Annotated in this window: 14 protein-coding genes; 10 read left to right on the forward strand and 4 right to left on the reverse strand. The window is 62.8% G+C overall.

Annotation, left to right across the window (positions count from 1 at the left end; genetic code table 11):
• Positions 1–10 precede the first annotated feature (10 nt).
• The 4 genes from JW897_RS00725 to JW897_RS00740 form a co-directional block, all read right to left on the reverse strand.
• Positions 11–1,204: a sensor domain-containing phosphodiesterase gene (locus JW897_RS00725; RefSeq protein WP_048413008.1), complete on the reverse strand. Its 1,194-nt coding sequence runs from the start codon at positions 1,202–1,204 to the stop codon at positions 11–13.
• Between the two features lie 145 nt (positions 1,205–1,349).
• A complete protein-coding gene (locus JW897_RS00730; RefSeq protein ID WP_048413009.1) occupies positions 1,350–2,336 on the reverse strand; it encodes a Tim44 domain-containing protein in 987 nt (328 codons plus the stop codon).
• Between the two features lie 56 nt (positions 2,337–2,392).
• Positions 2,393–3,091, reverse strand: a complete 699-nt coding sequence (tsaA, locus tag JW897_RS00735; RefSeq protein WP_205464847.1) for a tRNA (N6-threonylcarbamoyladenosine(37)-N6)-methyltransferase TrmO — start codon at positions 3,089–3,091, stop codon at positions 2,393–2,395.
• A 41-nt stretch (positions 3,092–3,132) separates the two neighbouring features.
• A complete protein-coding gene (locus JW897_RS00740; RefSeq protein ID WP_205464848.1) occupies positions 3,133–3,882 on the reverse strand; it encodes a GNAT family N-acetyltransferase in 750 nt (249 codons plus the stop codon).
• Positions 3,883–4,081: 199 nt separating this feature from the next.
• Between JW897_RS00740 and mnmG the strand changes: the two genes are divergently transcribed.
• From mnmG to atpA, 10 genes are all read left to right on the forward strand, one after another.
• On the forward strand, positions 4,082–5,977 hold the full coding sequence (gene mnmG, locus JW897_RS00745) for a tRNA uridine-5-carboxymethylaminomethyl(34) synthesis enzyme MnmG (RefSeq protein WP_048413011.1): 1,896 nt from the start codon (positions 4,082–4,084) through the stop codon (positions 5,975–5,977).
• A complete protein-coding gene (gene rsmG, locus JW897_RS00750) occupies positions 5,974–6,615 on the forward strand; it encodes a 16S rRNA (guanine(527)-N(7))-methyltransferase RsmG (protein WP_048413012.1) in 642 nt (213 codons plus the stop codon). Before mnmG ends, rsmG begins: the two co-directional genes overlap by 4 nt.
• Complete coding sequence (locus JW897_RS00755; protein WP_205464849.1) at positions 6,612–7,403, forward strand: ParA family protein; 792 nt, start codon at positions 6,612–6,614, stop codon at positions 7,401–7,403. The genes rsmG and JW897_RS00755 overlap by 4 nt, the downstream gene beginning before the upstream one ends.
• A 5-nt stretch (positions 7,404–7,408) precedes the next feature.
• On the forward strand, positions 7,409–8,266 hold the full coding sequence (locus JW897_RS00760; protein WP_205464850.1) for a ParB/RepB/Spo0J family partition protein: 858 nt from the start codon (positions 7,409–7,411) through the stop codon (positions 8,264–8,266).
• Between the two features lie 90 nt (positions 8,267–8,356).
• Entirely contained in the window at positions 8,357–8,719 is a 363-nt protein-coding gene (locus JW897_RS00765) for an ATP synthase subunit I (protein ID WP_205464851.1), read from the forward strand.
• An 11-nt stretch (positions 8,720–8,730) separates the two neighbouring features.
• A complete protein-coding gene (gene atpB / locus JW897_RS00770; protein ID WP_205464852.1) occupies positions 8,731–9,543 on the forward strand; it encodes a F0F1 ATP synthase subunit A in 813 nt (270 codons plus the stop codon).
• 77 nt (positions 9,544–9,620) lie between these two features.
• The gene (atpE, locus tag JW897_RS00775; protein WP_019101091.1) at positions 9,621–9,908 is read left to right on the forward strand and encodes a F0F1 ATP synthase subunit C; all 288 of its coding nucleotides are present in this window, start codon (positions 9,621–9,623) and stop codon (positions 9,906–9,908) included.
• Between the two features lie 50 nt (positions 9,909–9,958).
• Positions 9,959–10,429 carry a F0F1 ATP synthase subunit B gene (locus JW897_RS00780; RefSeq protein WP_048413017.1) on the forward strand — a complete coding sequence of 157 codons (471 nt, stop codon included), beginning with the start codon at positions 9,959–9,961 and terminating at the stop codon, positions 10,427–10,429.
• A gap of 7 nt (positions 10,430–10,436) precedes the next feature.
• Positions 10,437–10,973, forward strand: coding sequence for a F0F1 ATP synthase subunit delta (locus JW897_RS00785; protein WP_205464853.1), 537 nt, complete (start codon positions 10,437–10,439; stop codon positions 10,971–10,973).
• An 8-nt stretch (positions 10,974–10,981) separates the two neighbouring features.
• Positions 10,982–12,526: a F0F1 ATP synthase subunit alpha gene (atpA, locus tag JW897_RS00790; RefSeq protein ID WP_048410021.1), complete on the forward strand. Its 1,545-nt coding sequence runs from the start codon at positions 10,982–10,984 to the stop codon at positions 12,524–12,526.
• The last annotated feature ends 37 nt before the right edge of the window (positions 12,527–12,563 follow it).

The raw sequence follows: 12,563 nt of genomic DNA on the forward strand, positions 1-12,563 counted from the left end.
GCGGCCGCCGTCAGTGCTGGGGAATCAGCACGTCGGCGCACAGCACGTGCATGATTTCGTCGATTTCTATCGCCATCGAGATGGTTACGCAGGAGCGGGTGTCGGTCATCGACAGATAAGGCTCGCTCATATACAGCACGCCGGGTTGATCCACCGCGTGCTGGAAGTAGCTGCGCCGCGACCAGACCGCGCCGGTGGTGTCCACCAGCGGCGCGAACTTGGGGTTGGCGGCGGCCAGCGGCTGGCGGCTGTTCAGGTTGCGGCCGATCTGGCGTCCGGCGCTGTCCAGCAGGAAGCAGCGCACCACGTCCGGCAGCGCCAGCATCGGCTTGGCGGCCAGGTCGAACGGCGTGCCCTGCATCAGCGAGATGGCGCTTTGCACGAAGGATTGCCGCGCCAACTCGATCTGGCGCCGGGTCAGTTTGCGCTTCAGCAGCTCGCGCGCCATCAGTTCGTCCCAGCGTTCGTCGATGCGGGGAGTGATGATGTGGTCCTGGTCCGGCTGATCGCTGGGGTGGGCGACGAAATAACCCTGCACCAAATCGCAGCCCGACTCCAGCGCGATCAGCACGTCCTGATCCGTTTCTATCCCTTCCTCCACCACCAACGCCCCAATTTCGTGCATCAGCCGCACCAGCTTGGCCAGCAGATTGCGGGTGCGCGGCTGGTGGACGGCGGCGCGCAGCAGGTGGCGGTCGAATTTGACCAGATCCGGCTCCAGCTGGCAGACGCGGTCCAGATTGGAGTGGCCGACGCCGAAATCGTCGATGGCGATCAGGAAACCGCTGCTTTTCAGCACATTGACGCCTTCGATCAGCGCCTCGTCCACCTCCAGCACGTGTTCCAGCACTTCCAGCACCACCTGGCTGGGGTCCAGGCCGGCGGCCTTGATGCCGTTGGCCAGGGCCATCGCGCGTTCCGGCCGCGATAGGGAGGCGGCGTCGATATTGAGAAACAGCCAGCAAGGGTGATCGCTTTGCATCTGGCTGAAACGGACGGCATGGGCTTCGCTCGCCGCCAGGTCCAGCTGGTGGCGGCGTTCGGGCGAGACGACGGAGTAAAAGGCCTCCGCCGGCGTCAGCGGGGACGTGTCCTGTCTGGCGCGCAGCAAAGCTTCCATGCCTATCGTGCGGCGATGCGCCAGACTGTAGATAGGCTGGAAGTGACTGCCGAGTTTCAAGCCGGCATGCTCGAATTCTTTCATGGAATAGCTGCCCTCCGTGGCGCGGACTCTACGGCCGGTATTGTTTTTTTGCCTGAAGCAATCGGCATTCCAGTTTAGTGCATCGCCATTAAAAATAAAAAAACGGGCCAGGCGGCCCGTTTGGATAAAGATGTTAAAAAGCTTGCTACTGTTGGATGCCCGCCACCAACCACTTGCCGTTGGTGCTGTCGTCCTTGATGTAGTGCCAGTATTCGGAGAACGGCTCCGCCGACGCGCCCACAGCCTCGCTGACCGTGCCGGAGAAGCGCACGCTGGCGATGTAGCGGCCGCCTTCCATGCTGGCTTCGGACAGCTGGCAGTCCAGTTGCGGGAAATCGGCCACCTCGGTGTTGGCGGCGATGTCTTCGCGCAGGGCGTTGAACAGGTCCGGCGTCATGTACTTGCGCACTTCTTCCAGACTTTCCGTGCTGTTCAGGTTTTGCAGGTGCAGGAAGGTGGCCTTGGCCTGACGCAGGAAGTGCGGGGTTTCGGTACCGTCCGGCAGCCGCGCGGGCGCCTCGTTCATCGCGCCGCCGCCAAAGCCGGCTTGCGCGCCGCCCAGGCCGGAGCCGATTTTCGGGATGGAGTCGAAACGGGCCGGTTCCTGGTAGCCGCCCATGTTCTGCGGCATGCCCGCTGCTTGCGGAGCGGCCATGGCCGGACGAGCGGCGCCGGCCTTGCGGCGGAAGAACATGTAGCCGCCGATCAGCACCGCGCCCAGCAGGGCCAGCGTGCCCCAGGGCATGCCGCCGCTTTTCTGCGGTTGCTGGCCTTGGGCTTGCGCCGCGAGAGCCGGATCGGCGTTGCCGTTGGCTGCGGCCGGCGCTTGCTGCTGGCCTTTGTCGCTCATGGCGGAGCCCAGCATGTAACCCGCGGCGGCGCCCGCGGCGCCGGCGGCTACGGCGGTGCCGATGCCGGGGCCGGATTTGGGTTGAGCTTGGGTCGGAGCGGGCGCTTGCGCGGGCGGCGCAACCGGGCGCGCCGGCGCTTGTTGTTGGTAAGAACGGGTGGGGGCCGAGCGCTGCATGCCGGCGCTCTTGCCTTTACCTAGGCGGGCCGCTTCCGCGAACGGAGCGGCCAACATGGAAACCATGGTGAAGGCGAGCATGATCGTCTTCGCGCGGGTGGTCATATTTGCTTTTTTCCTGAGTGGTTGGTATCGCCCCGGTATGACTGGGGCGCAAAAGATTAGTTCGGGGTCAACGGCTGAATTTCAATGACTTGCGCATGGTTTTTTTCCACGCGGAAGCGCACATTCCATTGGTGCAGCGCCACGCCGTAAACCCGCTCCGGATCGTCCTGATAGGCCGGACGCGGGTCCTGGGCCAGCACCTGCTCCACCAGCAGCGCGAAGTCGGCCGGCAGGCCGGGAGCGGCCAGTTGGGCGCGGGCGGCGGCGTCCCAGCCCACGCTCAATTGCGGCGGCGGGCCGTCGACGAAGCCGCCGCGGGCGTCGGCTTGGGCCTCGACGAAGGGAATATAGGGTTTGATGTCCAGCACCGGAGTGCCGTCCAGCAGATCGGCGCCCTCCAGCGTCAGCACCACCTTGGGTTGGGTGTCTATCCGCAGCAGCCGCACCAGCGATAGGCCCAGCGGGTTGGGGCGATGGGTGGCGCGGCTGGCGAACACGCCGACCTTGGCGTTGCCGCCCAGCCGCGGCGGGCGCACCAGCGGCTGCCAGCCGCGCTCGGCGGTTTGATGGAACACGAAGCTGATCCAGACATGGGAAAACGCGTCCAGCCCGCGCACCATGTCGGGGTGATCGTAGGGCGGCAGCAGTTCCAGCGTGATGCGGGCGGCGTTGACCAGCGAGGGCTGGCGCGGGATGCCGAATTTTTCGCGGTAGGGCGAGCGGATCACGCCTACCGTTTCAAAGGTGTAGCTCATGGCCGGATTGTAGCATCCGGCCATGCGCCAGGTGCTTGCCGCTAGCCGACGAAGTGCTTGTTGTAGCGGCCGTTCAGCCGGCTCATCGGCAACAGCATGAAGAAGTCCGCGCAGTTGAAGTCCGGGTCCCAGGCCGGTTCGCCGCAAATATAGGCGCCGGCGCGCAGATAGCCCTTGATCAGCGCCGGCATCGGCGCGGAAGGCGCGTCGTCGCAGACGCGGTCCAGCGGCAAGGGCAGATGGGGAAACACTCGCCATTCCGCCGGCGACAGGTGCTTGCCCTCCAGCTGGCGGTAGAGGCTGACCGCCTGGTGGCCGCCGTCGCTCAGCGACACGCTGGCGCAGCCGGCCAGGTATTGGCCGCCGTGCTGTTGCACGTAATCGGCCAGGCCGGACCAGAGCAGGGCGATCACCGCGCCGGAGCGGAAGTCGCGGTGCACGCAGGAGCGGCCCACTTCGATCAGGCCGGCGCGCAGATGGGCCAGCCGAGTCAGATCGAACTCGTGTTCGGAATACAGGCTGGGCGCGCGGCGCGCCATGGCCGGGGACAGCATGCGGTAAGTGCCCACCACCAGGCCGCTGACGGCGTCTTCCACGATCAGATGGTCGCACAAGGCGTCGTATTCGTCGCAATCGATGCCCAGGTCGCGGGAGCCGAGCTCCGCGCCCATTTCCCCGGCAAACACCTCGAAGCGCAGTTTCTGCGCGCGGCGGATATCCTGCGCTTCGCTGGCCACGCGCACGCTTAGGCGCGGTTTGGCGCTCACGGCAAGCTGTTCATTTAGCAGCATGTTTTGCTCCCTTTTGTGGTGAGCCCCATGCTAGGCAGCTTGTTTGACGCGGCGATGTCTTTAATATGACCATCGGGTGACCGGCGCTTGACGTCGCCATTACCGGCTGGATTTATTGAAATCAACGACTTACGCTGGTTCAGGATTTGGCGTAGAATAGGCCGTTTTTCCGTTCGATTTGCTCTTTACCGACAAAGCCATGATTTATCCGACAAACTTCGACGTGATAGTGGTGGGCGGCGGCCATGCCGGCACCGAGGCCGCGCTGGCGGCCGCGCGCATGGGCTGCAACACCCTTCTTTTGACGCACAACATCGAGACCCTGGGTCAGATGTCGTGCAATCCGTCGATCGGCGGCATCGGCAAGGGCCATCTGGTCAAGGAAGTGGACGCCCTGGGCGGCGCGATGGCGCTGGCCACCGATATCGGCGGCATCCAGTTCCGCACCCTCAACGCCTCCAAGGGACCGGCGGTGCGCGCCACCCGCGCGCAGGCCGACCGCATCCTGTACAAGGCGGCGGTCCGCGAGATGCTGGAGAACCAGCCCAATCTGACGCTGTTCCAGCAGCCGGTGGATGATCTGTTGATCGAAGGCGACCGCGTCGCCGGCGCCATCACCGCCATCGGCATCACCTTCCGCGCCAAGACCGTGGTGCTGACCGCCGGCACCTTCCTGTCCGGCAAGATCCACGTCGGCATGGAAAACTACACCGGCGGCCGCGCCGGCGATCAGGCCGCGTCCACGCTGGGCGCGCGCTTGCGCGAACTGAGCCTGCCGGTGGGGCGGCTGAAAACCGGCACGCCGCCGCGCATCGACGGTCGCAGCGTCGACTTCTCGGTGATGGAAGAGCAGCCGGGCGACACGCCGGAGCCGGTGTTCTCCTACCGCGGCAGCCGCGCGCTGCATCCCAAGCAGCTGCCGTGCTGGATCACCCACACCAATGAGCGCACCCACGAGATCATCCGCTCCGGCTTCGACCGCAGCCCGATGTTCACCGGGGTGATCGAAGGCGTCGGCCCGCGCTACTGCCCGTCGATCGAAGACAAGATCAACCGCTTCGCCGACAAGGACAGCCATCAGGTATTCCTGGAGCCGGAAGGCCTGACCACCCACGAGTTCTACCCCAACGGGATTTCCACCAGCCTGCCCTTCGACATCCAGCTGGCGGCGGTGCGTTCGATTCGCGGCATGGAGAACGCCCACATCCTGAGGCCCGGCTACGCGATCGAATACGATTACTTCGATCCGCGCGGCCTGAAGGCCTCGCTGGAGACCAAGGCGATCCAGGGCCTGTTCTTCGCCGGCCAGATCAACGGCACCACCGGCTACGAAGAAGCCGCCGCCCAGGGCCTGCTGGCCGGCATGAACGCCGCCTTGTTCGCCCGGGACCAGGCCGGCTGGTGTCCGCGCCGCGACGAAGCCTATCTGGGCGTATTGGTGGACGATCTGATCACCAAGGGCGTGGCCGAGCCCTACCGCATGTTCACCAGTCGCGCCGAATTCCGCCTGCAGTTGCGCGAAGACAACGCCGATCTGCGGCTGACCGAGATCGCCCGCCAACACGGCTTGATCGGCGATGCCCAATGGGACAGCTTCTGCCGCAAGCGCGACGCGGTGGAGGCGGAGAAGGCGCGCCTGAAGGCCACCTGGCTGCATCCGGCGCGGCTGAGCGACGCCGCCGCGCTGCAAGCGTTGCTGGGCAAGGCGATCGAGCGCGAATACAGCCTGTACGACTTGCTGAAGCGGCCCAACGTCGCCTATGCCGATTTGATGGCGCTGCCGGAGGCCGGCGGCGCGGTGGCGGACGAGGCGGTTGCCGAGCAGGTGGAAATTCAGGTCAAATACCAAGGCTATATCAACCGCCAGAACGAAGAACTGGCGCGCCGCGACAACCTTGAGGACGTGCGCCTGCCGGCCGACATCGACTACGGTCTGGTCAAGGGCCTGTCCAAGGAAGTGCAGCAGAAACTGAACCAGCAACGCCCGGAAACCCTGGGGCAGGCTTCGCGCATCCAGGGCATTACCCCGGCGGCGGTTGCTCTTTTAATGGTCCACCTGAAACGCGGCTTTGCCGACGCAACGAAAACCGCATGACACATAACGCAGAACTACAACAAGGCCTGTCGCAGCTGAAACTGGAACTGAGCGACGCGCAAATCGATTTGCTGGACCGCTATCTGGCGCTGCTGGCCAAGTGGAACCAGACCTACAACCTGACCGCGGTGCGCGAGGAAAAGCGCATGGTCAGCTACCACCTGCTGGACAGCCTGAGCCTGGTGCCGCATCTGGACGGCGGCAGCCGCCTGCTGGACGTCGGCTCCGGCGGCGGCATGCCCGGCATCCCGGCGGCGATCGCCCGCCCGGATCTGCAAGTAGTGCTGCTGGACTCCAACCATAAGAAAACCACCTTCCTGCGTCAGGTGGCGGTGGAACTGGGTCTGCCCAATGTGCAGGTGATGACCGAGCGGGTGGAGGCTTACCAGCCGGAACAGAAGTTCGACCGCATCACCAGCCGGGCGTTTTCCGAGCTGGCCGAGTTCGTCAAGCTGACCCGCCATCTGCTGGCGGATCACGGTCAATATGTAGCAATGAAGGGTGTCTATCCTTACGAGGAAATCGCCTTGTTGCCGCAGGGTACGGTGGTTTCCGAAGTATTGCCGGTGACAGTGCCGGGCCTGGATGCCGAACGGCACCTGGTGAGAATGCGCCTGGAAGGGGTGGGTGCGCAATGAATTCAAGGGTGATCGCGGTCGCCAACCAGAAGGGCGGGGTCGGCAAGACCACGACTGTGGTGAATCTGGCGGCGGGCCTGGCTGAACTGGGCCGCCGCGTGCTGATTGTCGATCTCGACCCGCAGGGCAATGCCACCATGGGTAGCGGCATCGCCAAGCAATCCCTGAAATTGTCCGGCTACGACGTGCTGCTGGGCGAGTCCTCGGTGGAAGAGGCGCGCCAGCCGGCGAAGGAGGGCGGTTACGACGTGCTGCCCGCCAATCGCGATCTGGGCGGCGCGGAGCTGGAGCTGGTCAATGAACTGGCGCGCGAGGCGCGGCTGAAGAACGCGCTGCAGGCGGTGGAAGAACAGTACGACTACGTGCTGATAGACTGCCCGCCGTCGCTGAACCTGCTGACTCTGAACGGGCTGGTGGCGGCGCACAGCGTGCTGATCCCGATGGTGTGCGAATACTACGCGCTGGAAGGCTTGTCCGATCTGGTGGCGACCCTGCGCAAGGTGCGAGTGGCGGTGAACCCCAAGATCGAGATCATGGGCCTGCTGCGCACCATGTTCGACGCGCGCAACAACCTGTCGCAACAGGTGTCCGAGCAGCTGGCCCGTCACTTCGGCTCCAAGGTGTTCGACACCGTGATTCCGCGCAATGTGCGGCTGGCGGAAGCGCCCAGCCACGGCCTGCCCGGCCTGGTCTACGACCGCGCCTCGCGCGGCGCGCAAGCCTATCTCGCGCTGGCGCAAGAGCTGGCGGATCGCCTCGAGCCCGCAACCACAACCCCCTCCGTCTAAGCGATATGGCCAAATTAAAAGGATTGGGGCGCGGTCTGGACGCGCTCCTGTCCACTGCCGAGACAGTGGACGACAGACTCACTTCCCTTCCCATCGACAGCATCCGTCCCGGCAAATACCAGCCGCGCAGCTTCATGGACGAGGGCGCGCTGGAAGAATTGGCCGCGTCCATCCGTTCCCAGGGCGTGATTCAGCCGCTGGTGGTGCGTGAAATCGGCTTCGGCGATTACGAGCTGATCGCCGGCGAACGGCGCTGGCGCGCTTCGCGCAAGGCCGGCTTGACCGAAGTGCCGGCGGTGATCAAGAGCGTGCCGGACGAGGCCGCGCTGGCGATGGCGCTGATCGAGAACATCCAGCGCCAGGAGCTGGACCCCATCGAGGAGGCCCAGGGCCTCAAGCGCCTGATCGACGAATTCGGCCTGACTCACGAGGCCGCGGCGGACGCGGTGGGCCGTTCGCGCAGCGCGGTCAGCAATCTATTGCGCCTGCTGGCCTTGCCGGAACCGGTGCAAACCATGTTGCATCAGGGTCGGCTGGAGATGGGCCATGCGCGCGCCTTGCTGGCCTTGCCGGTGGTGGAGCAGCTGGGCCTGGCGCAGGAGGTGGGCGACAAAGGCCTGTCCGTGCGCGAGGTGGAGCGCAGGGTACAGCAGAAAGCTGTGGAAAAAACCACAGTTGCGCCGCAGCAAAAACAGGCGGACCCGGATGTGAGCCGGCTGGCGGAACAGGTGTCGGAACGCATAGGCGCGCGCGTCAGCATCCGTCACGCAAACCGCGGCAACGGCAGGCTGGTCATAGAATATGCAACGCTGGACGAGTTGGAAGGCTTGCTGGAAAAGCTGCAGAAAACTTCAAGCAAATGAGAATGTTGCAATGCAGCAGGTCAATGACACGCAAGTTGACGCAAATCAAGCACGAAGCCTATAATTCGGCGGTTTTTTTGCTGGGTAAACATGGTTAATCCAGAAGTTAAGCGTATACTGCGCCTGCAGTGCACCCTGGTGGGGGTTGCGCTGCTGATCGGAGTGGTTGCAGGGGGAGGAAACCTGGCCGTTCCGGTTTCTGTCTTGCTTGGCGGATTGTCGGCCTTGGTGCCGGCCCTGGTGTACGCCAGAATCGCCTACGCCAAGCGCCATGTCGCCCCCGCGGAACTGATGAAAGCGCATTTCAGGGCCGAGGCCGTCAAGTACGTCCTCACCATCCTGATATTTGGTGCGACTTTGGTATTTTTCAAGGATTTATCGATAGTCGGTCTTTTTGGCGGGTTCTTTGCCGCCGTATCCGGCTACTGGTTCGGGCTTTTAATCAAAAATTGAGAAAATGAGCGATGGCAAGCAACGCAACTGACTACATCAAGCACCACCTCACCTTCTGGAATTCGGATCCTTCCGCCGGCTTCTGGAGCCTGCACCTTGATACCTTCTCCATTTCGCTGGTTCTCGCCTTCATCTTCGCCGGCGTGTTCGCCGTGGTGGCGCGCAAGGCCAAGCTGGAGAATCCGGGCCGGCTGCAGCTGTTTGTGGAAAGCATCGTCGAGATGGTGGACAAGCAGGTGCGCGACGTATTCCACGGCAAGAGCAAGGTGATCGCTCCGCTGGCGCTGACCATTTTCTGCTGGATCTTCCTGATGAACTTCATGGACTTGCTGCCGGTGGATCTGCTGCCGTCGCTGGCCCAGTGGGTTGGCTACACCTTCTTCGGCGCCGAGCCGCATCACGTTTACTTCCGCGTCGTGCCGTCCGCCGACGTCAACGCCACCTTCGCGATGTCCCTGTCCGTGATGTTCTGCATCATCGGCTTCTCCATCAGCGCCAAGGGCGTGGGCGGTTACACCAAGGAATTGTTCACCGCGCCGTTCCACGCGGAAGGCACCGTGGGCAAGATCCTGCTGGCCCCGGCCAACTTCCTGCTGCAGATGGTGGAACTGCTGGCCAAGCCGATTTCGCTGTCCCTGCGTTTGTTCGGCAACATGTACGCCGGCGAAATGATCTTCATCCTGATCGCGCTGCTGCCGTGGGGCCTGCAGTGGATCCTGGGCGCGCCGTGGGCGATCTTCCACATCCTGATCATCACCCTGCAGGCCTTCGTGTTCATGATGCTGACCATCGTGTACCTGAGCCTGGCGGTGGAAGCGCACTAATACCGGTTTCTTTGTTTTACCTTTGTTTCTTTAGCTTTTTTACCAACCATCCTTGATTAAGTCTTAGGAGATACACAATGGAAGCACTCGTTTCTCAGATCCAGTCCATGACCGTACTGGCCGCTGCCCTGATCATTGGCCTGGGCGCCATCGGTACTGCTCTGGGTTTTGCCATCCTGGGTGGCAAATTCCTCGAGTCCTCCGCCCGTCAACCGGAAATGATTCCGGTTCTGCAAACCAAACTGTTCATTCTGGCCGGTCTGCTGGACGCCATCTCCATGATCGGTGTTGGTATCGCCATGCTGTACACCTTCAATAACCCGTTCCTGTCCGCCGCCCTGGCCGCTCTGAAAGCCGGCGCTTAATTTTTAAGCGGAATTGGTTGTTGCAGTAATACTACTGGAGGAAAACAAGCGTGGAATTTAACGTAACACTACTGGGCCAGGCGATCACGTTCGCCATCCTGGTATGGTTCACCATGAAGTTTGTTTGGCCTCCGCTTACCAACATGATGGATGAGCGCGCCAAGCGCATCGCAGACGGCCTGGCCGCCGGCGAGCGCGGCAAGCAAGATCTGGAAGCCGCTGAGAAGCGCGTTGCGGACGAACTCCGCAAGGCCAAACAGCAAGCGACCGAAATCGTGATGGCCGCTGAAAAGCGCGCCAGCCAGATCGTGGACGAAGCCAAGGATGTCGCTCGCGTTGAAGGCGCGCGCATTGTGGCCGACGCCAAGTCTGAGATCGATCAGGAAGTCCTGCGCGCCAAGGAAACCCTGCGCGCGCAAGTGGCCGACCTGGCGGTTGCGGGCGCGGAGAAGATCCTGCGCAAAGAGATCGACTCGGCCAAGCACGCTGATCTGCTTGCCTCCATCAAAGCGGAGTTTTAATTAACTCATGGCAGAACTCATTACCGTAGCTAGGCCCTATGCCGAAGCGGTATACAGCCTCGCCACCGAGCAGCACGCCACCCAGCAATGGTCGGAATCGCTGTCGTGGCTGGCTGCCATGGTGAAGAACCCGGATCTGGAAGCCGTCATCACCAATCCGAAACATACCGCACAAGAGCTTGAGGCGCTGATGCTGGACGTTCTGGGCACGCGCGGCAACGAGGACGTCAAGCGTCTTCTGGCCGTGCTGATCGAGAACAGCCGTCTGACGCTGCTGCCGCAAATCGCCGAGCAGTTTGAAGTGTTCAAGGCGCAAGCGGAAGGCGTTGTGGATGCCGTGGTGGAAACGGCGTTTGCAATGAACGATGCACAGCAAGCCGAACTGACCGACACGCTTTCCAAGAAGTACGGCAAATCCGTACGGATTGATGTGCGTGACAACCCCGACCTGATCGGCGGGGTGCGTGTGTTGGTTGGCGACGATGTCATCGACGCTTCCGTGCGCGGCAAACTGCAAGCCATGGCAGTAAGCCTCAAGAATTAGGAGAGATCATGCAGTTGAACCCCTCTGAAATCAGCGATCTGATCAAGGCGAAGATTCAGAACCTGGCCGAAGGCGCAGAAACCCGTACCAAAGGTACCGTGATTTCCGTGACCGACGGCATCGTTCGTATCCACGGCCTGGCAGACGTGATGCAGGGTGAAATGCTCGAATTCCCGGGCAACACCTTCGGCCTCGCGATGAACCTGGAGCGCGACTCTGTCGGCGCCGTGGTTCTGGGCGAGTACGAGCACATCTCGGAAGGCGACGAAGTCACTTGTACCGGTCGCATTCTGGAAGTTCCGGTGGGTCCGGAACTGATTGGCCGCGTGGTCAACGCCCTGGGTCAGCCTATCGACGGCAAGGGCCCGGTTAACGCCAAGCTGTCCAGCCCGATCGAAAAGATCGCGCCGGGCGTGATTGCGCGTCAATCGGTATCCCAGCCGATGCAAACCGGCCTGAAAGCCATCGACTCGATGGTTCCGGTTGGCCGCGGTCAGCGTGAGCTGATCATCGGCGACCGCCAGACCGGCAAGACCGCGGTGGCGCTGGATGCGATCATCAACCAAAAAGGCACCGGCGTAGTGTGCATCTACGTGGCGATTGGCCAAAAGGCCTCCTCCATCGCCAACGTGGTGCGCAAGCTGGAAGAGCACGGCGCGCTGGGCCACACCATCGTGGTGGCCGCGACCGCTTCCGAAGCCGCCGCGCTGCAGTTCATCGCCCCGTACTCCGGCTGCGCGATGGGCGAATACTTCCGCGACATCGGCGAAGACGCGCTGATCGTGTACGACGACCTGTCCAAGCAAGCCGTCGCCTACCGTCAGATCTCGCTGCTGCTGCGCCGTCCGCCGGGCCGCGAAGCCTATCCCGGCGACGTGTTCTATCTGCACTCCCGTCTGCTGGAACGCGCTTCCCGCATCAATGAAGACGAAGTGGCCAAGCTGACCAACGGCGAAGTGAAAGGCAAGACCGGTTCCCTGACCGCGCTGCCCATCATCGAAACCCAGGCCGGCGACGTTTCCGCCTTCGTGCCGACCAACGTGATCTCGATCACCGACGGTCAGATCTTCCTGGAAACCGACCTCTTCAACGCAGGCATCCGCCCGGCCATCAACGCCGGTATCTCGGTATCCCGCGTTGGCGGCGCCGCGCAGACCAAGGTGATCAAGAAGCTGGGCGGCGGTATCCGTCTGGCCCTGGCCCAGTACCGCGAATTGGCTGCGTTCTCGCAGTTCGCTTCCGATCTGGACGAGGCTACCCGCAAGCAACTGCAACACGGCGAAGTGGTTACCGAGCTGATGAAGCAGAAGCAGTTCCTGCCGCTGGCCACCGCCGAAATGGCGTTGACCCTGTGGGCGGTGAACAAGGGCAGCTACGAGGACGTTCCGGTGAAGAAGGCCCTGGCTTTCGAAGCGGCGTTCCTCGCCTATGTGCGCGCGAACCACCACGACGTGTTGGCCGCGGTGAACGCTTCCGGCGATCTGTCCGGCGACAACGAGAAAATCCTGGCCAAGGCGATGGAATCGTTCAAGGCTGGCTTCAGCTACAACTGAGTCTTTTCGGTTAACGCAAACAGTTACTAGGAAAGGT

The sequence above is a fragment of the Chromobacterium alkanivorans genome, assembly GCF_016937655.1.
Taxonomy (GTDB): domain Bacteria; phylum Pseudomonadota; class Gammaproteobacteria; order Burkholderiales; family Chromobacteriaceae; genus Chromobacterium; species Chromobacterium alkanivorans.